Below are 21,093 nucleotides of genomic sequence, written 5' to 3'. Positions count from 1 at the left end.
TGGCTGTGCTCGCGCCAAGCCGAGCCCGACTCGGGGTCGCCGTGGTCAGGACTGCCCCAGGTTTGGCTCGGCTTCGCCCCACCCTTGTCCCGCTCACCCCACGATTGGCTGTGCTCGCGCCAAGCCGAGCCCGACTCGGGGTCGCCGTGGTCAGGACTGCCCCAGGTTTGGCTCGGCTTCGCCCCACCCTTGTCCCGCTCATCCCAGGGTTGATCCTGCTCACGCCAAGCCGAGCCCGACTCGCCCTGATCCGGCTCACGCCACGTCTGTTCTGGCGCGCGATCGCCCTGATCCGGCACCCGCCAGGCAGATCCCGGCTCGAGTTCGCCCGGGTCCGGCTCACGCCACACCGGATCCGGCTCATGCCAAGCGGAATCGCCCGCCGGGGAGCGTGACTCCGCCATCGGTTCGCGCGGCGCCGGTACCGTGATCGTCTCGAGCCCGGGACGACCTGCTGCCGAGCCGGGACTCACCGGCTCGGCCAGTCGATCCGGCCGCTCCACCACTGGTTCGGGCGCATCCGGCACCGCCGGGCGCGGAACCACCGCGACCAGCCCCGTCACGTACCGCCCGCCGTCGTGTGCGGCCAACGCTCCCTTCGCCGCCGCCACTCCCGCGCCCGCCCGCTCGGCCGAGCCCGGTGAAACGCCCGGTGAGTGAGCCGCGATCACCACCACCCCTGACCGGGTGAACACCAGCGCGTCCACGAAACGGGGGCCGAGCCGGCTCGGGACCGTGATGCCGGTCAGGGCCAGGCCCGTCAGGTGGTCCGGTCCCGGACCCCAGGAACGCAGCAACCCCACGAGGTGCGCCGCCGCCGCGGGCAGGCGCCGCTCCTCGCCGGTGCGCTGGAAAGCCACGAGCACCGCCGGTCACTCCTCCCACGAGTAGAGCCCCCTCGACGGTAGGAGCCGGACGGGCCGCCACCCAGCAGCCGAACGAGTGGTCGAACGCCACTGTGCGTAGCCGAGGGCATGCTGGAGCCACCACCAGCACGAGGGAGACCCGATGCCCCGACCCGCCTACCAAGGCCGCGCGCTCGACGTCGACCGGCCGTTCTACCGACGGCTCGCCGAGGACGAAGACCGCGAACTCGTCGACGCCTTCCAGATCCCGATCCGCTCCGGCCGCGCCTGGCGGATCCCGCGCGGCCACCTCTGCCGCTTGACGACCGTCGAGGGTCCGCAGGTCGGCGACCTCAACCTGTGGAACGCCGAAGACCCCCGCGAACGCTTCTGGGCCGCCCGCACCCGGCAGCTGCAGCGCGCCCACGTCAGCACCTTCGACCGGCTCTGGTCGACGCTCCCCTTCCTCCGCCCGCTCGCGACGATCACCGCCGACACCCTCGAGGACCACGGCGTGGACGCGGACGGCGGCCGAGTGCACGACCTGCTCGGCACCCGCTGCGACCCGTACGTCAACCGGCTGCTCACCGGCGAGGACTTCGACTTCCACTGCCACTCGAACCTCGTCCGGGCGGTCGCGCCGTTCGGGCTGACGGAGTTCGACGTGCACGACGTCCTGAACGTCTTCCAGTGCACCGGTCTCGACGACGACCGGTACTTCATGAAGGCCTGCCCGGCCCGTCCGGGCGACCACTTCGAGTTCTTCGCCGAGGTGGACCTGCTGTGCGCGCTGTCCACCTGCCCGGGCGGCGACCTCTCCGTCCCGCTCTGGGGACCGGGCGCGCGCGACCCGATCGACGTCTGCCACCCCATCGGCGTCGAAGTCTTCAAACCGCGCCCCGACCTGCTGGAACACTGGCGCGAGCCGGAGCGCGCGGCCTACCGGGGCCTGCACGGCGTCCGGCTTCCGGAGTGGGGCGGTCCGGCGTAACCGTTGTGCCGCAACGGGAATCGAGGCGAAGGTTCTCCCCCGCGCCCGGTCCGTGTGATGATGGACGGCCGGGGACACCGATCGGCTCGGCGAGGAGTGCGAGTGGACCTGCGGACCGAGATCGCGCAGTCGTGGCGGCGGGCGGAGCTTTCCGGGCTCTCGCCGGCCTCGTCCGTCGAGCGGCTGAACGTCACCGACGTCGACAGCCGCAGCCGGCTGCTGCGTGCCGCCTCGCCGGTGCTCGACGAACTGGCCCGGCAGCTGGCCGGCACGCGGTTCTGCGTCGTGCTCGCCGACGACGAGTGCCGCATCGTGGCCCGCCGGTTCTCGGAGCGGTCGGTCGAGCTGGCCCTGGAGAACATCAGCGCGGTCCCGGGCTGCCAGTTCCTGGAGGAGCGGACCGGGACGAACTCCCTCGCGACGCCGTTCGAGACCCGCCGCGGGGTCTCCGTCGACGGCGACGAGCACTTCCTCGAAGCCATGAAGCAGTTCACCTGCTACGGCCACCCTGTCGTCCACCCGACGACCCGGCGGCTGGCCGGCGTCCTCGACATCACCGGCCCCGCCGGCGACGCGAACCCGCTGCTCGGGCCGTTCCTGCGGCGCGCGGTCGCCGACCTCGAACGGCGGCTGCTCGACGGCGCGAAGCTCGCCGAGCAGCAGCTGCTGGCCGCGTTCCAGTCGGTGCAGCACCGGGCGTGCGCGGTGCTGGCGCTCGGCCAGGACGTCGTGCTCGCGAACACCGCGGCGACCGAGCTGGTCGACACCGCGGACCACCGGCTGCTGCGCGAGCTGGGCCGGACGCAGCGCGGCCTCGGCCGGCTCCGGCTGACGTCGGGGACACCGGTCGAGGTGCGCGTCGAAGCGGTGTCGGCGAGCGCGGGCCTGCTGTTCGAGCTGGCGCCGGTGCGGACGTCGAGCCCGGTCGTGTCGCGGCCGCGGAGCTCGCGAGGCCTCTTCCCCGCCCAGGTCGACGAGCGGCTCCGCAGCGCGGGGCGCGCCCGGCGGCGCGTGCTGATCTCCGGCGAGCCGGGAGCCGGCCGCAGCACGGCGGCGCGGGTCGTCGCCGGGGACGAGCCGGTGCACGAGTTCGACGCGTCCGACGTCGTCACCGGCGCGGCCGAATGGTGCGCCCGGGTCGAAGCCGCCGCTTCGGCGCCCGGCCTGCTGGTGATCGACGGCGTCCAGTTGCTGCCCCCGCTGGCGGCGGTCCGCCTGGCCCGCCTCCTGGACACGACGACGGCGTGGTTCGCACTGCTCAGCGGACCTTTGCCAGAGCTGCGTGGCGAGCAGGCGACCCTGGCGGCGCGCATGCACCGGCGGATCGAGCTGCCGCCGCTGCGCGAGCGCCGCGACGAGATCCCGGCGATCGCCCGCGCCCTGCTGCCGGGCTCGCTCCGCTTGACCCCGGGCGCCCTGGAGCTGCTGAGTTCCCAACAGTGGCCGGGCAACCTCCGCGAGCTGGAGGGGGTCTTGGCGGGCGCGGCCGACCGCCGTTCGGCGGGCGACCTGACGGCGGCCGACATCGCACCGGGCTGCGCGGACACGGCCCCGGGAGCGGCACTGAGCGGCTGGGAGCAGGCGGAGTACGACGTGATCGTCCGGACGCTGCGCGCCTGCGACGGCAACAAGGTGCGAGCGGCGAAGCAGCTGGGCATCAGCCGCTCCACGCTCTACAACCGGATGCGCGCCCTGCGGGTCCGCTGACGCATCGCCTCGCCTCGCCTCACTGAGCTGGCCGGCTCTGCGAGCGGGCGGCCGGGGTATTCGGTGTGCGAGCGTCGCGAATGAGTCATTCGCGCCCCCAGCCGGCCGCGGACCCGGCTCACCCGGCCGGACCTGCGGTGTCCGGGATTTGGACACTCCACCGACGCCACCCCTCCACACAATCGAGCCACGAAGGGTGCACCGCCGCACGTGGAGGAGATGGCCGTGAAGACCAAGGCAGCCGTACTGTTCGATGCCGGGAAGCCGTTCGAGATCATGGAACTGGACCTCGACGGCCCGGGCCCGGGCGAGGTGCTCATCAAGTACACCGCCGCCGGGTTGTGCCACTCGGACCTGCACCTCATCGACAACGACCTCGTGCCGCGCTTCCCGATCATCGGCGGTCACGAGGGTGCCGGGATCATCGAGGACGTCGGCCCGGGCGTGACCAAGGTCCAGCCCGGCGACCACGTCGTCTGCAGCTTCATCCCCAACTGCGGCACCTGCCGCTACTGCTCCACCGGCCGCCAGAACCTGTGCGACATGGGCGCCACCATCCTCGACGGCCACCTGCCGGACGGCACCTTCCGCTTCCACGGCGGCGGCCAGGACTTCGGCGCCATGTGCATGCTCGGCACGTTCTCCGAGCGCGCCACCATTTCGCAGCACTCGGTCGTCAAGGTCGACGACTGGCTGCCACTGGAGACGGCCGTGCTGGTCGGCTGCGGTGTCCCGACCGGGTGGGCCACCGCGAACTACGCGGGCGGCGTCCGGGCCGGGGACACCACCGTCGTCTACGGCATCGGCGGCATCGGCATCAACGCGGTGCAGGGCGCCGCGCACGCGGGCGCGAAGTACGTCGTCGCGGTCGACCCCGTCGAGTTCAAGCGGGAGGCCGCGCTCAAGTTCGGCGCCACCCACGCCTTCGCGACCGCGGCGGAAGCCGCCGAGAAGGTCAACGAACTGACCTGGGGCCAGCTGGCCGACCAGGCGCTGATCACCGTCGGCACGGTCGAGGAGGACGTCGTCAGCGAGGCGTTCAACGTCGTCGGCAAGGGCGGCACGGTGGTCATCACCGGGCTCGCCAACCCCGAGAAGCTGACCGTGCACGTCTCCGGCGGCGTGATGACGTTGTTCGAGAAGACGATCAAGGGCACGCTGTTCGGCTCGGCGAACCCGCAGTACGACATCGTCCGGCTGCTGCGGCTCTACGACGCCGGCAAGCTCAAGCTCGACGAGCTGGTGACCCGCAAGTACACCCTCGAGCAGGTCAACGAGGGCTACCAGGACCTGCGCGACGGCAAGAACATCCGCGGCGTCATCGTCCACTCCGCGTAGCCGGTCCTTCGCAGTCCACAATGGACCTCGACGGCGCGTACCGGCTGAACCCGCTGGTGGCGTTGCGCCCCGAGCAGTTCGGGGCGCTCGCCTACCACGCCGGCGAAGGGAAACTGTCCTACCTCACCTGCCCGGAGCTGGTGCGGTTCGTCCGCGCACTGGTGATGCACGCGTCGTTGCGCGACGCACTCGACGCCGCGGAGCTGGGCGGCACCCGCCGGGCGCGGATCCTCGCCGCCCTGGAGGCCCTGGCCGACACCGGCGTCATCGTCGCGGACCCCGGAGCCACGAGCCCCTGAAGGCCACCTTCAGGGACGCGGCGCGTTGCGCAGGTTGGCGCGCGCCAGGTCGACCATCTTGCCGACGCCGCCGTTGAGCACGGTCTTCGTGGCACCCAACGCGAACCCGCGCACCATCTCGCCGGTGATCCGCGGCGGGATCGACAGCGCGTTCGGGTCGGTCACCACCTCGACGACCGCCGGGCCCGGGTGCGCGAACGCCTTCTCCAGCGCGCCGCGGACGTCGGCCGGATCCTCGACGCGCTCGGCGAAGATCCCGCACGCGGACGCGATGGCGGCGAAATTCACCGGCGGGTGGTCGGTGCCGAAGTCCGGGAGGCCGTCGACGAGCATCTCCAGCTTCACCATGCCGAGCGTGGCGTTGTTGAACACCACGACCTTCACGGGGACGTCGTAGGCGGGCAGGGTCAGGAGGTCGCCCATCAGCATCGCGAGCCCGCCGTCGCCCGAGAGCGATACGACCTGGCGGCCCGGCTGCGCGAGCTGCGTGCCGATCGCGTGCGGCAGCGCGTTCGCCATGCTGCCGTGCCGGAACGAGCCGAGCACCCGGCGGCGGCCGTTCGGGGTCAGGTAGCGCGCGGCCCACACGTTGCCCATGCCGGTGTCCACGGTGAACACGGAGTCGTCGGCCGCGACCTCGTCGAGCACCGAAGCGACGTACTCCGGGTGGATCGGCCGGCAGTGCTCGATCTTCGTCGTGTACGCGCCGACGACCTTCTCCAGCTTCCGCACGTGCTCGCGCAGCATCCGGTCGAGGAACGCGCGATCGGTGCGGGGACGCAGCAGCGGCAGCAGCGCCCGCAGCGTTTCCTTGACGTCGCCGTGCACCGCCAGCTCCAGCGGCGTCCGCCGGCCGAGGCGCGAAGCGTCGTGGTCGATCTGGATCGTGCGGGCCTGCGGGAGGAACTTGTCGTACGGGAAGTCCGTGCCCAGCAACAGGATCCGGTCGGCCTCGTGCATCGCGTCGTAGCAGGCCCCGTAGCCGAGCAGGCCGCTCATGCCGACGTCGAACGGGTTGTCGTACTGGATCCACTCCTTGCCGCCGAGCGAGTGCCCGACCGGCGCGCCGAGCTTGTCCGCGAGCGCCATGACCTCCTCGTGCGCGCCGCGGACGCCCGCGCCGGCGAAGAGCATCACCTTTTCGCCCGAGTTCAGCAGGCCGGCCAGCTCCTCGACGACTTCGGCGGGCGGCACGGCGGGCGACGGCGTCACGAGCGGGAGCCGCTCGGTCAGCGGGCCGGTGGCCTTGCGGTCGGCGAGGTCGCCCGGGATGGTCAGCACCGCGACGCCGCCCTTGCCGACGGCCGCCTGGGTGGCGATCCGCAGGAGCCGCGGCAGTTGCGCCGGGTCGGCGACGACTTCGCTGAAGTGGCTGCACTCGGCGAAGAGCCGGTCGGGGTGCGTCTCCTGGAAGAAGCCGGTGCCGATCTGGTTCGAGGGGATGTGCGACGCGATCGCGAGCACCGGCGCGCCCGAGCGGTGCGCGTCGAAGAGGCCGTTGACCAGGTGCAGGTTGCCCGGCCCGCAGCTGCCCGCGCACACCGCGAGCTTGCCGGTGACCTGCGCTTCGGCCGCCGCGGCGAAGGCGGCGGTCTCCTCGTGCCGGACGTGCACCCACTCGATGCCGTCGGTGCGGCGGACCGCGTCGACGATCGGGTTGAGACTGTCGCCGACGATGCCGTAGATGCGTTCGACGCCCGCGTCCCGCAGGGTCCTGACCAGCTGTTCTGCCACGGTTGCCATACCTCCAGCGTGGCCCGTGCCGACCGATGCGTCCAATGCCTGATTGGATGAAAATCCATACACTGGAGACATGGACGTCCAGACGCTGCGCCTCTTCCGCGAGGTCGCCGGCGGCGCGACCGTCACGGAGACCGCGGCCGGCGCGCACCTGACCCAGCCGGCGCTCTCCCGCGCCCTGCGGCGGCTGGAGCACGACGCCGGGGCCGAGCTGTTCCGCCGGTCCGGGCGGGTGCTGCGGCTGACCCCGGCCGGGCACGCCTTCAAGCGGCACGTCGACGTCGTGCTCGACCAGCTCGACCAGGGCCTGCGCGAGGTCGGCGAGATCGTCGCGCCGGGCACCGGGATCGTCCCGCTGGCCTTCCTCCACACGTTCGGCACCTGGCTCGTGCCCTCGATCCTGCGGGGCTTCCTGCGCGAGCACCCCGGCGCCCGGTTCGAACTGCGGCAGCACGGCGAGGCCGGGCTCGAGGCGGAACTCCTCGACGGCACCGCGGACCTCGTCGTCACCAGCGGCGACCCGGGACACCCGCAGCTGCACTGGGAACGCCTGCTCGTCGAGCCGCTGCGGCTCGCGGTCCCGCCGCACCACCGGCTCGCCGGGCGACGGCGGGTCCGCCTCGCCGACGTCGCGGACGAGACGTTCATCCTGCTGCGGCCGGGTTACGCGCTGCGCGAAACCACCGAGCGCCTGTGCGCCGAGGCCGGGTTCACGCCGCGGATCGGCTTCGAGGGCGACGAGGTGGAGACGCTGCGCGGGCTCGTCACCGCCGGGCTCGGCGTGTCCGTGCTGCCGCTGCCGCACCCGGCCGCCTTCCCGGCACCGCACCTGTCACTGACCGATGTGGACGCTGCCCGCGACATCGGCCTCGCCTGGGCGGCCGGGCGGACTCTCCCGCCGCTGAGCGAAACCTTCCGGCGGCACGTCCTCGCCGCCGACCTCGACCGTCCACTTGGGACGATGTGAGAATCACCTTACGACCACGCAAAGTGACCGGCGGTGTGACAGGGTGGTGACATGGTCGCCGCGCTGAGATCCTTCCTGACGTCCTGGACCTCCGTAACCCCCGTGCTCGGCATCCTCGTGCTGGCGCTCGCCTGGGGCCGCGACCTCGGCCCCGTCTTCGTGGCCCTCGTCGCCCTCGCACTCGGCGCGACGGTGCTCGCCGCGGTGCACCACGCGGAGGTCGTCGCGCACCGCGTCGGCGAGCCGTTCGGGTCGCTCGTGCTCGCGGTCGCGGTCACCGTCATCGAGGTCGCGCTGATCGTCACGATGATGGTCTCGGGTGGCCCGGAGGCCGGGTCGCTCGCGCGGGACACCGTGTTCGCCGCCGTGATGATCACGACCAACGGCATCGTCGGCATCTCGCTGCTCGTCGGTGCGCGCCGCTACGGCGTCACCCTGTTCAACTCCGAGGGCAGCGGCGCCGCGCTGGCCACGGTGGCGACCCTGGCCACGCTGAGCCTGGTGCTGCCGACGTTCACCTCCAGCACCCCCGGCCCGGCGTTTTCGCCGGCGCAGCTGGCCTTCGCCGCCGTCGCGTCCCTGCTGCTGTACGGGACTTTCGTGCTGACGCAGACGATGCGCCACCGCGACTTCTTCCTCCCGGTGGCCGCCGACGGCGAGGTCAAGGAGGACGAGCACGCCGAACCGCCGTCGAACGGGGCGGCGCTGGGCAGCCTCGCGCTCCTGCTGGTGGCGCTGGTCGCGGTCGTCGGGCTGGCGAAGGTGGAGTCGCCGGCGATCGAGGCGGGCGTGCGCGCCGCCGGGTTCCCGCAGTCGTTCGTCGGTGTCGTGATCGCGTTGCTGGTCCTGCTGCCCGAGACGCTGGCGGCCACGCGCGCGGCACGGCGCGACCGGATGCAGATCAGCCTCAACCTCGCCTACGGTTCGGCGATCGCGAGCATCGGCCTGACCATCCCGGCGATCGCGCTGGCCTCGATCTGGCTGCCGAGCGAACTGCTGCTCGGCCTCGGCTCGACGCAGATCGTGCTGCTGGCGCTGACCGTCGTGGTGAGCGTCCTGACGGTGGTGCCCGGCCGCGCGACCCGGCTGCAGGGCGGCGTGCACCTGGTGCTGCTGGCCGGATTCCTCGTCCTGGCCGTCAACCCCTGACGCACTTTCACGTGAAAGTGCGGCTCACCTTCCTCGCATGACCTCGATCCCCACCACGCAGGTGTCGTCGTCGGTGTCGGCCGTGCTGTAGGTCAGCAGCGTGTCCAGCTGGTTTTCCAGCCCGCCGTCGTGGCCCTTCACCAGGCTCACCAGACGCGACACCGTCTCCTGGACCGGCCGGTCGCGGCGCTCGACCAGGCCGTCGGTGTAGATCAGCAGGATGTCGCCCTCGTCGAGCTGGAGCTCTTCCTCCTGGTACGCCACGTCGCGGACCGCGCCCAGCAGTGAACCGCGCAGCAGCGGCAACGTCTTCGCGCCGCCGTCGCGGTGGCGGACGATCGGGGGCAGGTGCCCCGCCCGTGCCCAGCGGAGCTTGCGGGTCGCCGGGTCGTAGACCGCCGCGACCGCCGTCGCCGTGACGTGGTCGGTCAGGTGGTAGGCCACCAGGTTCAGCCACGTGAGCAGCTGCGCCGGTCCGGCGCCGGTCGCCGCCAGGCCACGCAGGGCGTTGCGCAGGCTCACCATCCCGGTTGCCGCGTCGATGCCGTGCCCGGCGACGTCGCCGACGCACAGCAGCACCTCGCCGGTCGGCAGCGCGACCGCGTCGTACCAGTCGCCGCCGACCAGGTGCTCCTTCTCCGCCGGCCGGTAGCGGACCGCGGCCCGCAGGCCCGGCATGTCGATCGGGCCCTTGGCGGGCGGCATGATCGCGTGCTGCAGCTGCAGGGCGAGCCGGTTGCGTTCGATCGCCTCCTGCTCGGTCTCGGCCAGCCTGTCCCGCGTGGCGGCCAGCGCCACCTCGGTCCAATGCTGCGCCGAGACGTCCTGGTAGGCCCCGCGGACCGCGACGAGCTCACCGCGGCCGTCGACGACCGGCTCGGCGACCACCCGGATGTGCCGGGCGACGCCGTCGGAGCGCTCCAGCCGGAAGGCCGTCGACGACGGGCGCTTGTGGTGCAGCACCGCCCGCAGGAACCGGCCGATCGACGGCGCGTCGTCGGAGTGCGCGTGCTTGGCCAGTTCGTTCAGCGACAGCGGCGTCGCGGTCGGCGGCAGGCCGTACAACGCGAACAGCTCGGTGTTCCAGGTGATCGCCCCGGTCACCACGTTCTCCTCGAAGCCGCCGATGCGGCCGAGCCGCTGGGCGTGCTGCAGCAGCACCGCGAGCTTGGCCGCGTCGTCCTGGATGCGCAGGATCAGCAGCACGTTGCCGGCGAACCGCGTCACGCTGATGTCGGTGAGCACGGTCAGCGGCACCTGGTCGACGAGGGTGGTGACCGCCATGCTCTCGGCGCGGAACGGCTCACCGGTGGCGTAGACCCGCTGGATCATGTCCAGCAGACCGCTTTCCTCGGCCGCGAGGGGGTACGTCTCCAGCAGCCGCGTGCCGACGATCCGGCTGCGCGGCCGCCCGCCGGGGTCGGCGAACCGGACGTTGGCGTGGTGGATGCGGAAGTCGCTCAGCCGGCCGCCCTCGAGGCACGGCGAGAGCAGCACGGCGGGGTCGTGCAGCCCGTCGACGAAGTCCACCAGTTCGCCGAGGAAGTCCCCCGAACCGGCGGCGGCCACCGGGGCGACCACGCCGTCCCAGGTGTCGAGCGTGTGCGCGCACAGCTCCGCCAGGGCCTCCAGCTGCCGGCGCAGGCGCCCGGGCTCGGCGGGCAGCGGATCCGGCCAGCACATCTCGACGACGCCGATGATCCGGCCGCCGGTGCCGGTGGGCACCGCGACGCGGCCGCCCTCGGCGAGGGTGTGCTGCCCGATCGAGGGCAGCCCGCCGCCGGTCAGGGTCGGGTACCAGACCGTGTCGCGCTCGAGCAGCGCGTTGCGGGCCGGAGTCGCGACGCCGGGCGGGACGTAGCGCCAGCGAGCTGCCTCCTCGGCCGAGAACCCGGCCGACCCGGCGAGCGTCAGCGACCCGTCGGGCCCGGCGAGCCACACCGCGACCGCGGTCGCGCCGAGCGGCCGCAGCGCGTGCTCCAGGATGGACTCCGCGACGCGCTGGGTGTCCCCCGCCGCGAGCACGCCGCTTTCGGCCGTGCGCAGCCGCACCGCGACGGAGTCCTCGCCCTCGGCGCGTGCCAGGAACTCCTGCGTCACCTCGGTGATCCGGTCCTCGGCCGCTTCGCCGACGACGTCCGCGGCGAACTCCAGCGGCGTCAGTCCCGCGCGCTCCGCCAGCGTCTCCAGCTGCCGGGCGGCGTCGGCGGGCGTGCAGTGCAGGCGCTCCATCAGGACGCCCTTGGCCAGCTCGATCAGCGCGCGCCCGTCGGCGACGGCGTGGGCGTGGTCGACCTCGCCGCGCAGGCGGGCCACGGTGTCGGCGAGCCGGGCAAGGTTGGCCGACACCTGCGCCGCCGGCACCGGGACGACCTGCTCCTCGATGGCCGGCCGCTCCTCGCCGATCACGCCGTCACGTGCCGCTTGATGCGGGCGATGAGATCGTCCGCGTCCACCGGCTTGGTCACGTAGTCGGTGGCGCCCGACGCGAGGCTCTTCTCCCGGTCGCCGGGCATCGCCTTGGCCGTGACCGCGACGATCGGGATGCCGGCGTGCTCGGGCATCGCGCGGATCTTCGCCGTCGCGGTGTAGCCGTCCATCTCCGGCATCATCACGTCCATCAGGATCAGGTCGATGCCCGGGTGCGTGGCGACGGTCTCGACGCCCTTGCGGCCGTCCTCGGCGTGCAGCACCTGCATCCCGTGCAGTTCCAGGATTCCGGTGAGCGCGAAGACGTTGCGCGGGTCGTCGTCGACGATCAGCACCGTGCGCCCGGCCAGGGTCGTGTCGAGGTCGGCCGCCCGCACCGGCGCGGCGGGCTCGTCCGGGCGGACCAGCGGCAGCACCGCCCCGGGTTCCTCCGCCGACAGGTGCAGCGCGATCCGCTCGCGCAGCTCGTCGAGGCCGGACAGCACCTCCAGCGACGGCACGTCCGCGCGGGACTGCACCAGCTGCTCCAGTTCGCTGTCGAGCCGGCGGCTGTTGTGCGCGAGCACCGGCACCATCCGCAGCGCGCTGTCGCCCTGCATCGCGTCGAGGAAGCCGAACGCCGTGCGGTCCGGCAGGTCCAGGTCCAGCACGACGCAGTGGTAGGCGTCGGTGGCGAGCGCGGCCGCGGCCTCCTGCGTGCCGACCGCCGTCACGACTTCGACCTCGGCCGGTGAGATCCCCATGTCCCGGCTGTCGGCCAGGTCCGCCGCGGCGCTCTCGGCGACGAGCGTCAGCAGCCCGTGCTGGCGCTCCTCCACGACCAGCAGCCGCCGGTGGGCACGCGGCGCCGACGTCGTGACGGCGGTGCCGGCTTCCCCGATCGCGACGGCCGTGCCGGGGTGCTCGCCCGCGGGCAGCGTCGCGAAGTCCGGCCGTGCGACCGGCAGGGAGAAGGTGAACGTGCTGCCCTCGCCGGGCGTGCTCTCGGCGGTGATGAACCCGCCGAGCAGCTGGGCGATCTCGCGGCTGATCGACAGGCCGAGCCCGGTTCCGCCGTACTTGCGGCTGGTGGTGCCGTCGGCCTGCTGGAAGGCGCCGAAGATCGACTCCAGCTGGTGTTCGGCGATCCCGATGCCGGTGTCGGTGACCCGGAACGCGACGGCGGGCCCGTGTGCCCGCAGCGGCCGGGGCAACGTCTCCGGGTCGACGGGCTCGATGTGCAGCTCGATCCCGCCGACCTCGGTGAACTTGACCGCGTTGGACAGCAGGTTGCGCAGCACCTGCCGCAGCCGGGAGTCGTCGGTGAGCAGCTCCACCGGTGAGCCGGGGGCGACGGTGATCCGGAAGTCGAGGTTGCGCTGGGAGGTCATCGGCCGGAACGTCGCTTCGACGTAGTCCAGCAGGCCGCGCAGCGACACCTGCTCCGGGGTGACGTCCATCTTCCCGGCCTCGACCTTCGACAGGTCGAGGATGTCGTTGATCAGCTGCAGCAGGTCCGAGCCCGCGGAGTGGATGATGCCCGCGTACTCGACCTGCTTCGCGGTGAGGTTGCGGGTCGGGTTCTGCGCGAGCAGCTGGGCGAGGATCAGCAGGCTGTTGAGCGGAGTGCGCAGCTCGTGGCTCATGTTGGCCAGGAACTCCGACTTGTACTTCGACGCGATCGTCAGCTGCTGGGCCCGCGCCTCCAGCTCCTGGCGCGCCTGCTCGATCTCGAGGTTCTTCGTCTCGATGTCGCGGTTCTGCGTGACGAGCAGCGCCGCCTTCTCCTCCAGCTCGGCGTTGGACGACTGGAGCTCTTCCTGGCGCGCCTGCAGCTCCTCGGACCGGGTCTGCAGCTCGGCGGTCAGCCGCTGCGACTCGCCGAGCAGCTCGTCGGTGCGGGCGTTGGCGACGATGCTGTTGACGTTGACGCCGATCTGCTCCATCAGCAGCTCGAGGAACGCCCGGTGCACCGCGGTGAAGCCGTGCACCGACGCCAGCTCGAGCACGCCGAGGACCTGGTCCTCGACGACGATCGGCAGCACGATCAGGCTGGCCGGCGCGGTGCTGCCGAGCCCGGAAGAGATCGTCGCGTAGCCCGGCGGGACGTCGTCGACCGCGATCGGGCGCCGGCTGCGCGCGGCCTGCCCGACCAGCGACTGGCCGATCCGGAACCGCGTCACCGGGCCCTCGCCTTCGGGGTGCCCGTACGCGCCGACGAGCCTGAGCTCGGGGACCTCGGTCGTGTCGTCGGCCAGGTAGAACGCGCCGTACTGGGCGTTGACCAGCGGGACGAGCTCGTCCATCACCGCGGCCGCGACGACGGCGAGGTCGCGGCGGCCCTGCATCAGCCCGGTGATCGTGGCCAGGTTCGACTTGAGCCAGTCCTGCTCCTGGTTCGCCCGCGTCGTCTCGCGCAGCGACTCCACCATCGAGTTGATGTTGTCCTTCAGCTCGGCGACCTCGCCGGAGGCGTCCACGGTGATCGAGCGGGTCAGGTCGCCCTCGGCCACCGCGCTGGTGACCTCGGCGATCGCGCGGACCTGCCGGGTGAGGTTCCCGGCCAGCTCGTTGACGTTCTCGGTGAGCCGCTTCCAGGTGCCCGACACGCCCTCGACCTCGGCCTGGCCGCCGAGGCGGCCTTCGCTGCCGACCTCGCGCGCCACGCGCGTGACCTCCGCGGCGAACGCCGAGAGCTGGTCGACCATCGTGTTGATCGTGGTCTTGAGCTCGAGGATCTCGCCGCGCGCGTCGACGTCGATCTTGCGGGTCAGGTCGCCCTGTGCGACCGCGGTGGTCACCTGGGCGATGTTGCGGACCTGCCCGGTGAGGTTGTTCGCCATCGAGTTGACGTTGTCGGTGAGGTCCTTCCACGTGCCGGCGACGTTCGGCACGCGGGCCTGGCCGCCGAGCATGCCCTCGGTACCCACCTCGCGCGCGACGCGGGTGACCTCGTCCGCGAACGCCGACAGCGTGTCCACCATCGTGTTGATGACGTCGGCCAGCGCCGCGACCTCGCCCTTGGCCTCGACGGTGATCTTTCCGGACAGGTCGCCGCGCGCGACGGCCGTGGCGACCTGGGCGATCGAGCGCACCTGGCCGGTCAGGTTGGACGCCATCACGTTGACGTTGTCGGTGAGGTTCTTCCAGGTCCCGGACACGCCCCGGACGGTCGCCTGACCGCCGAGGTTGCCCTCGGTGCCGACCTCACGCGCCACCCGGGTGACCTCGTCCGCGAACGCGGACAGCTGATCCACCATCGTGTTGATGGTGTCCTTCAGCTCCAGGATCTCGCCGCGGGCGTCGACGCGGATCTTCTGCGACAGGTCGCCGCGCGCGACGGCCGTGGTGACCTGGGCGATCGACCGGACCTGCGCGGTGAGGTTGTCGGCCATGACGTTGACCGACTCGGTGAGGTCCTTCCACGTCCCGGAGACGCCCTTGACGTCGGCCTGACCGCCGAGGCGGCCCTCGGTGCCCACCTCACGGGCCACTCTCGTGACCTCGTCCGCGAACGCGGACAGCTGATCCACCATCGTGTTCAGCGTGTCCTTGAGCTCCAGGACCTCGCCGCGGGCGGTCACGTTGATCTTCTGCGACAGATCGCCCTTCGCGACCGCCGTGGCGACCTGGGCGATGTTGCGGACCTGGTCGGTCAGGTTGCCCGCCATGAAGTTCACCGAGTCGGTGAGGTCGCGCCAGGTGCCGGAGACGCCCTTGACGTCGGCTTGCCCGCCCAGCCGCCCTTCGGTACCGACTTCGCGGGCCACTCTCGTGACCTCGTCCGCGAACGACGACAGCTGGTCCACCATCGTGTTGATCGTGCTCTTCAGCTCCAGGATCTCCCCGCGGGCGTCCACAGTGATCTTCTGCGACAGGTCGCCCTTCGCGACCGCCGTGGTCACCTGGGCGACGTTGCGGACCTGGTCGGTCAGGTTCCCGGCCATGAAGTTCACCGAGTCGGTGAGGTCGCGCCACACGCCGCCGACGCCGGGTACCTGGGCCTGGCCGCCGAGCCGGCCTTCGCTGCCGACCTCCCGTGCCACCCGGGTTACCTCGTCCGCGAACGACGACAGCTGGTCCACCATCGTGTTGACGGTGTCCTTCAGCTCCAGGATCTCGCCGCGCGCGTCGACGTCGATCTTCTGCGACAGGTCGCCCTTCGCGACCGCCGTCGCCACCTGCGCGATGTCGCGGACCTGGGTGGTGAGGTTGCCGGCCATGGCGTTCACCGAGTCGGTGAGGTCCTTCCACGTGCCGGACACGCCGGGGACCTTCGCCTGCCCGCCCAGCTGCCCCTCGCTGCCGACCTCCCGCGCGACGCGGGTGACCTCGGAGGTGAACAGCGACAGCTGGTCGGCCATGCCGTTGAACACGGTGGCGATCTCGCCGAGCAGGCCGTCGGCCCCGCCGGGCAGCCGGATGCCGAAGTCGCCGTCGCGCACGGCGGTCAGGCCGGCCAGCAGCCGGCGCAGTTCCTGCTCCCCCGCCTCGCCCACGCCTGCGACTGCGCCTTTGGCACCCGGGCGCGTCCCCTCGACCATTGCCCCACCCATCCGCCACCCGTTCCTTCGCTTGCCGGCACCCCGGGCGCCGTCCCGGTGTGCCCACCGGGATGGCTCAGCATAGTGCAGCTGCACTATGCTGGGGGGCATCGGTTGAGCAACCAGCCGCACCCGTGTCCGTGCGCGCTCCCCAGGCGGTGCTCCCAGCCTTTCCTTTCCTCCCAGGCCATCCGGCCGCATTGACCCGTTCGGCTGAACGCCGTCCGACGTCCGTGCCGCCGGCCTTCGTGCTGCGTCCATTGTGGACACTCCACTGTGGAATGCACGTGCCGGGGTGTGCGGCGCGCGCCGAGCGGGTATGCCCCGGGCATGGATGCCGAGAGCCTGGTCGTCGTCGGCAGCGGGCCGGCGGGCGTGTCCGCGGCCCGCGCCTACCGGGAAGCGGGCGGCGCGGGGCCGGTCCGCCTGCTCACCGCGGACCCCGACCCGCCCTACGAACGCCCACCGCTGTCGAAGGAGTTCCTGCGCGGCGAGTCCGATCTCCCCTTGCTGGAGAAGGACTTCCTGGCGGATCACGACGTCACCGTCACGCTCGGCGACCCGGTCACCGAGCTGGGCGACGGCCTGGTCCGCACGGCCGCCGGGGCGGAGCACCGGTTCACCACGTGCGTGCTCGCCACCGGCGCGGAGCCGGTCCGGCCGGACATCCCCGGCGCCGACCACCTGGACGTGCGGACGCTGCGGTCGGCCGCCGACTCCCGCGAGCTGCGCTCGGCCGCGTCCGGGGTGCGCAGCGCGATCGTCGCCGGTGCCGGGTTCATCGGCTGCGAGGCCGCGGTCTCCCTGTCCCGCCTCGGGCTCCAGGTGACGGTCGTCTGCCCGGACGACGTCCCGCAGGAGAAGCGGCTCGGCCCGGAAGCGGGCGAATTCCTCCTGCACTGGCTCAAATCCGAGGGCGTGAGCGTCCTTCGCGGCACCAAGCTGCTCTCCGTCGAGAACGGCTACCGGGTCCGCACCGACCTGGTGCCGATCCTCGACGCGGGGCTGGTGGTGCTCGCCACCGGTGTCCGGCCGCGGATCGGGCTGCCCGAAGCCGCCGGGCTGACGATCGACCGGGGCCGCATCCGCGTCGACGAGCACCTCCGCACGAGCGCGCCGAACGTGCTCGCGGCCGGCGACGTCGCGTTCGCCCACAACCCGGCGGCGGGCCGCGCGCTGGCCGTCGAGCACTGGGGCGAAGGCCTCGCGATGGGCGAGGTGGCCGGGCGGACCGCGGCCGGCGAAGACGCCACGTGGGACGAGGTGCCCGGGTTCTGGTCGGTGATCGGCGACCGGGTGCTCAAGTACGCCGCGTGGGGTGACGGCTTCGACCGCACCCGTCCGCTGCCGCGCGACGGCGGGGGCTTCACGGTCTGGTACGAACGCGACGGCAAGGCGGTCGGCGTCCTCACCCACGAGGCCGACGAGGACTACGAGCGCGGCCGGGAGCTCATCCGGCGCGGCGAACCGGCGCCGGAGTCATAGCCAGTCCCGTTTCTTGAACAGCAGGTACAGCCCGACCGAGAGCACCAGCACCACGGCCGTCGAAACCCAGAACCCGGCCGTCGTGCCGTTGCCCGGGTAAGCGACGTTCTGCCCGTAGAACCCGGTCACCGCGGTGGGCACGGCGATCACCGCCGCCCACCCGGTGACCTTCTTCATGATCAGGTTCAGCCGGTCGCTCTGCAGGTTCAGCTGGGTCTCCCGGACGGTCGTGAGGCGTTCCCGCAGCGCCTCGGCGTGCTCGGCGGCCTGCCGCGCGTGGTCGTGGACGTCCTCGAAGTACGGGCGCGTGGTGTCGTCGGCCAGCCGCAGGTCCCGCCGCATCAGCGAGCCGAGGACGTCGGGCACGGGGCCCACGACCCGGCGCAGCGCGGTCAGGTTCTTGCGCAGCCGGAACGAGCGCCGCTGCAGTTCGCCGGTGTCCGGGCGGTCTTCGAACACCAGGTCCTCCAGTTGCTCGACCTCGTCGTCGAGTGCCTGGACGGCGTCGAAGTGCCCGTCCACCACGTAGTCGAGGAGGCCGTGCACCAGGAAGGGCACGCCGGACTTCGCGAGGTCGGGTGCCTGGTCCCAACGGCGCGTGACCGCCTCGATGTCGAAGCCGTTGTCCTTCCGGACGGTCACCAGCGCGCGAGGCGTGATGAACACGGCGAGCTCGAAGGTCGCCGTGCGTTCGGCCGCGGCGTCGAACCGGACCGCGTAGACGGTGAGGAAGGCGTGCCCGTCGTAGCGGTCGAGCTTGGGCCGCTGGTGCTCCTGGACGGCGTCCTCCACGGCGAGCCGGTGCAGGCCGAGCTCGTCGGCGAGTTCGGCGAGGTCCCCTTCGGACGGTGCGCAGAGGTCGACCCACACGGCGGTGTCCGGTTCGGCCAGGAAGTCCGAGACGTCCGCCATCGGGAAGTCTTCCTTGAGCAGCTCACCGTCGCGGTAGGCGCGGGTTTTCGTCATGGCCGGAGGATGCCCGGCGGTGAAAGCCTTCACACGCCCGCCCGGACACGCGAGTTCCGCCTCCGATCACGCGAGTCCCGTCCCGGATCACGCGAGTTCCGCCTCCGCACGTCCGCGTTTGTAGAGGTCCTTCGTAGAGGTTGTCGCTGTCGCGCCCGACCGGCCGCCGCGAGGATCACCCGTGCCGCCACTCCCGATGAGAAGGGCACCGGTGAGAGCCGCCTGGAGAATCCTGCTCGCCGTGCTCGTGGCGGCGTCCTCCCTTGCCGGGGTGCCGGCCGCCGCGGCGGGCGAGCAGACGCACGTCGTCCTGGTCGAGCGGGTCCGCGACACCGTCACGTTCGCCTGCGCCCCCCACGGCGGCAAGATCACCTGCGTTCCCGCGCACCGGGCACGGCCCTACCTGACGGCCGTGGTCACAACCGGTCCAGCTCCGCTCGCACCTCGGCCACGCGCTCCGCACCGCCGTACTCCCGCAACAGCTCCAGCGCGTCCGTGAGCACCTCGCGCGCCCGCTCCCGCTCCTCGCGGCCCAGGTGCGCGCGGCCCAGCTCGGCCAGCGTCATCGCCTCGTACAGCCGGACGCCGGCCGCGCGCCAGAGGTCCGCGCTCCGGCTCAGCTCCTCGACCGCGACGTCGAACCGGCCCAGTTCCCGGTGCACGATCCCGATCCGCATCCGGCCGTACGCCATCCCGCGCACGTCGCCGGTTTCTTCGCCGACCGTCACCGCTTCGGACGCGTACGCCAGCTCACGCGCGCGGTCGCCTTGGCGCCCGTACAACACCGCCAGGTTGACCAGGGTGAGCGTCTCGACGTGCCGCAGCCCGAGCGACCGGTTGAGCGTCAGGCTCCGCTCACCGAAGCCGATGGCCGCGTCGACGTCGTCGCCGAGGCCGTACACGAAGCAGAGGTTGTTGAGGGTGCCGGCCAGCTGACGCTCGTCGCCGATCGTCTCCCAGTCCGCGAGGCTCCGGCGGAGGAACGCGTGCGAGCGGCGGTAGCCGGCCGCTTCGCCGCCGTGCGCGAGCTCGGCCTCGGCGACCCCGAGGTCGTTGCGCAGCGTCGCGGCCGCGACCGGGTCGACGCCGTCGACCAGCTCCAGGGCCACTTCGTCGACCTGGATGGCGTCCCGCCAGCGCGCCCGCGCGCGGTGGTATTCGTACAGGCCGAGCCCGACGGCGGCGATCGCCTCGCGCGGCACCCCGGGCGTGGCGGCGGCCTGCCGCACGACCGTGACGAGGTGCGCCTGGTGCCGGTCGAGCCAGGCGAACACCTCCTCGGCGGACGCCGGTCCCGCGGCTGCCCACCGGCCGGCCGCCCAGTCGTGGCGGTGCGAAGCCGCCGACACGAGGGCCATGCTCTGCCAGGCCATCGCCGCGCAGAGCTCGACGACACGAGTGATCGCCGCCGCACCCTCCCCGGCCGGCACTTGCTCCCGCGCGTAGAGCCGGAGCAGGTCGTGCAGCCGGTACCAGCCCGGGGCGGGCGTGGTCAGGAGGTGCTCGTCGGTGAGCCGTTCCAGCAACGCCTCCGTCTCCGGCTCGGGCGCGTCGAGCAGCCGGCTCGCGACGGGCACCGACAGCTCCGGGACGTCGAGCAGGGACAGGAGCGGATACGCACGTGCCGTCGGATCGTCCAGCGCCCCGATGGCGAGCGCGAAGCTGGTCCGGACGCCCGTCTCGTCGAGGCGGCGGCGCTCGTCCTCGAGCCGGTGCGCGAGGTGGGCGACGGGCCAGCGCGGCCGGGTCGCCAGCCGCGCCCCGACCAGGTGCAGCGCGAGCGGCAGGTAGCCGCACAGGCGCGCCACGTTCCGGGCGGCGGCGGGTTCGGCCGCGACGCGCTCGGCCCCGATCTCGGCCGCGAGCAGGCGCAGGGCGTCCGCCTCGGGCAGGACGTCGAGCAGCACCTGGTGCGCCTGCGGCAGGTCCGTCAGCGCGACGCGGCTGGTGACGATCGCCGCCGACCCGCCGGCGCCGGGCAGCAGCGGCGCGACGTGGGCGGCGTCGCGGGCGTTGTCGAGCAGGAGCAGCACCCGTTTCGGGGCGAGCAGCGTCCGGAAGCGGGCCGACGCGGCGTCGAGCGACAGCGGTGTCGGCGGCTCGCCCCCGAGTTCGCGGATGAGCCGGTCGAGCAGGTCGAGCGGATCCGGCGGATCGGCGGCGTGCCCGCGCAGGTCCAGGTGCAGCGAACCGTCGGGGAAGCGCCGGGCCAGGCGGTGACCGGCCTCGAGGGCGAGCGCAGTCTTGCCGACACCCGCCATCCCGGCGATCGCCACCACGACGCCTTGACGGGGTTCGCCGAGCAGTCCCAGGAGCCGGTCCAGCTCGGTGTCCCGGCCGGTGAACACGGCGATCCCGCCGGGCAGCTCCCGCGGGACGGCCTCGGTGCGCGCGGGGCTGCCCGGCCGGGCAGCCGCGGCGGCGAACTCGGCGCGGTCGTCCCCGGCGAGGCCGAGGGCGTCGGCGAGGCGGTCGAGGGTGTCGCGGTGTGGGTAGCGGCGGTCACCGCGTTCGAGCGCGCCGATCGCCTGGCTGCTCAGCCCGGACTTCTCGGCCAGCGCCTCCTGGGTCAGCTCCGCGGTCCGCCTGAGGTGGCGCAGCCGAGCGCCGAATGAATCCATTCCCGCTTCTCCTCCCCCGTAAGAGGATCACA

The 21,093-nt window shown here is 72.5% G+C and carries 12 protein-coding genes and 1 pseudogene; 7 read left to right on the top strand and 6 right to left on the bottom strand.

From position 1 onward, the window contains the following. Positions 1-866, bottom strand: a pseudogene (locus AB0M83_RS32635) (hypothetical protein); the annotation flags it as partial. Positions 867-1,008: 142 nt separating this feature from the next. Between AB0M83_RS32635 and AB0M83_RS32630 the strand changes: the two are divergent. The 4 genes from AB0M83_RS32630 to mftB all read left to right on the top strand — a co-directional run bounded on the left by AB0M83_RS32630 (position 1,009) and on the right by mftB (position 5,180). Next, entirely contained in the window at positions 1,009-1,836 is an 828-nt protein-coding gene (locus AB0M83_RS32630; RefSeq protein WP_364522815.1) for an urea carboxylase-associated family protein, read from the top strand. Between the two features lie 102 nt (positions 1,837-1,938). Further along, positions 1,939-3,543, top strand: a complete 1,605-nt coding sequence (locus AB0M83_RS32625) for a helix-turn-helix domain-containing protein (RefSeq protein ID WP_364522813.1) — start codon at positions 1,939-1,941, stop codon at positions 3,541-3,543. A gap of 225 nt (positions 3,544-3,768) precedes the next feature. Next, positions 3,769-4,881, top strand: coding sequence for an NDMA-dependent alcohol dehydrogenase (locus AB0M83_RS32620; protein ID WP_364522811.1), 1,113 nt, complete (start codon positions 3,769-3,771; stop codon positions 4,879-4,881). Between the two features lie 20 nt (positions 4,882-4,901). Next, positions 4,902-5,180, top strand: a complete 279-nt coding sequence (mftB, locus tag AB0M83_RS32615) for a mycofactocin biosynthesis chaperone MftB (protein ID WP_364522809.1) — start codon at positions 4,902-4,904, stop codon at positions 5,178-5,180. Positions 5,181-5,189: 9 nt separating this feature from the next. Here mftB and AB0M83_RS32610 read toward each other — a convergent pair whose 3' ends face one another. Continuing rightward, positions 5,190-6,923, bottom strand: a complete 1,734-nt coding sequence (locus AB0M83_RS32610; protein ID WP_364522807.1) for a pyruvate dehydrogenase — start codon at positions 6,921-6,923, stop codon at positions 5,190-5,192. A gap of 70 nt (positions 6,924-6,993) precedes the next feature. Between AB0M83_RS32610 and AB0M83_RS32605 the strand changes: the two genes are divergently transcribed. Beyond that, a complete protein-coding gene (locus AB0M83_RS32605) occupies positions 6,994-7,887 on the top strand; it encodes a LysR family transcriptional regulator (protein WP_364522805.1) in 894 nt (297 codons plus the stop codon). A 51-nt stretch (positions 7,888-7,938) separates the two neighbouring features. Further along, on the top strand, positions 7,939-9,036 hold the full coding sequence (locus AB0M83_RS32600) for an ionic transporter y4hA (RefSeq protein WP_364522803.1): 1,098 nt from the start codon (positions 7,939-7,941) through the stop codon (positions 9,034-9,036). A 24-nt stretch (positions 9,037-9,060) separates the two neighbouring features. On the opposite strand, the gene AB0M83_RS32595 is transcribed toward AB0M83_RS32600, so the two are convergent. Together AB0M83_RS32595 and AB0M83_RS32590 are read right to left on the bottom strand one after the other, a co-directional pair. Next, positions 9,061-11,445: a SpoIIE family protein phosphatase gene (locus AB0M83_RS32595; protein ID WP_364522801.1), complete on the bottom strand. Its 2,385-nt coding sequence runs from the start codon at positions 11,443-11,445 to the stop codon at positions 9,061-9,063. Further along, a complete protein-coding gene (locus tag AB0M83_RS32590) occupies positions 11,442-15,989 on the bottom strand; it encodes a HAMP domain-containing protein (protein ID WP_364522799.1) in 4,548 nt (1,515 codons plus the stop codon). Before AB0M83_RS32590 ends, AB0M83_RS32595 begins: the two co-directional genes overlap by 4 nt. A 330-nt stretch (positions 15,990-16,319) precedes the next feature. Here AB0M83_RS32590 and AB0M83_RS32585 point away from each other — a divergent pair, with 330 nt between their 5' ends. Beyond that, the gene (locus tag AB0M83_RS32585) at positions 16,320-17,474 is read left to right on the top strand and encodes an FAD-dependent oxidoreductase (protein ID WP_364522797.1); all 1,155 of its coding nucleotides are present in this window, start codon (positions 16,320-16,322) and stop codon (positions 17,472-17,474) included. Here the strand turns inward: AB0M83_RS32585 and AB0M83_RS32580 are convergent. Both AB0M83_RS32580 and AB0M83_RS32575 read right to left on the bottom strand, forming a co-directional pair. Further along, complete coding sequence (locus tag AB0M83_RS32580; protein ID WP_364522795.1) at positions 17,469-18,440, bottom strand: magnesium transporter CorA family protein; 972 nt, start codon at positions 18,438-18,440, stop codon at positions 17,469-17,471. The genes AB0M83_RS32585 and AB0M83_RS32580 overlap by 6 nt on opposite strands. Positions 18,441-18,856: 416 nt before the next feature. Continuing rightward, on the bottom strand, positions 18,857-21,061 hold the full coding sequence (locus AB0M83_RS32575; RefSeq protein WP_364522793.1) for a helix-turn-helix domain-containing protein: 2,205 nt from the start codon (positions 21,059-21,061) through the stop codon (positions 18,857-18,859). Positions 21,062-21,093 lie beyond the last annotated feature (32 nt).

The sequence above is a fragment of the Amycolatopsis sp. NPDC051106 genome, assembly GCF_040682775.1.
In the GTDB taxonomy this organism is placed as follows: Bacteria; Actinomycetota; Actinomycetes; order Mycobacteriales; family Pseudonocardiaceae; genus Amycolatopsis.
Note: the sequence above shows the minus strand (reverse complement) of the source record. Positions and strands in the feature narration are given on the sequence as shown.

Bases quoted from the DNA above. Each gene is read 5' to 3' on its own strand.
- AB0M83_RS32575 (WP_364522793.1), bottom strand. From the start codon at position 21,061: ATGGATTCATTCGGCGCTCGGCTGCGCCACCTCAGGCGGACCGCGGAG.
- AB0M83_RS32580 (WP_364522795.1), bottom strand. From the start codon at position 18,440: ATGACGAAAACCCGCGCCTACCGCGACGGTGAGCTGCTCAAGGAAGAC.
- AB0M83_RS32590 (WP_364522799.1), bottom strand. From the start codon at position 15,989: ATGGTCGAGGGGACGCGCCCGGGTGCCAAAGGCGCAGTCGCAGGCGTG.
- mftB (WP_364522809.1), top strand. From the start codon at position 4,902: ATGGACCTCGACGGCGCGTACCGGCTGAACCCGCTGGTGGCGTTGCGC.
- AB0M83_RS32585 (WP_364522797.1), top strand. From the start codon at position 16,320: ATGGATGCCGAGAGCCTGGTCGTCGTCGGCAGCGGGCCGGCGGGCGTG.
- AB0M83_RS32605 (WP_364522805.1), top strand. From the start codon at position 6,994: ATGGACGTCCAGACGCTGCGCCTCTTCCGCGAGGTCGCCGGCGGCGCG.
- AB0M83_RS32610 (WP_364522807.1), bottom strand. From the start codon at position 6,923: ATGGCAACCGTGGCAGAACAGCTGGTCAGGACCCTGCGGGACGCGGGC.
- AB0M83_RS32630 (WP_364522815.1), top strand. From the start codon at position 1,009: ATGCCCCGACCCGCCTACCAAGGCCGCGCGCTCGACGTCGACCGGCCG.
- AB0M83_RS32600 (WP_364522803.1), top strand. From the start codon at position 7,939: ATGGTCGCCGCGCTGAGATCCTTCCTGACGTCCTGGACCTCCGTAACC.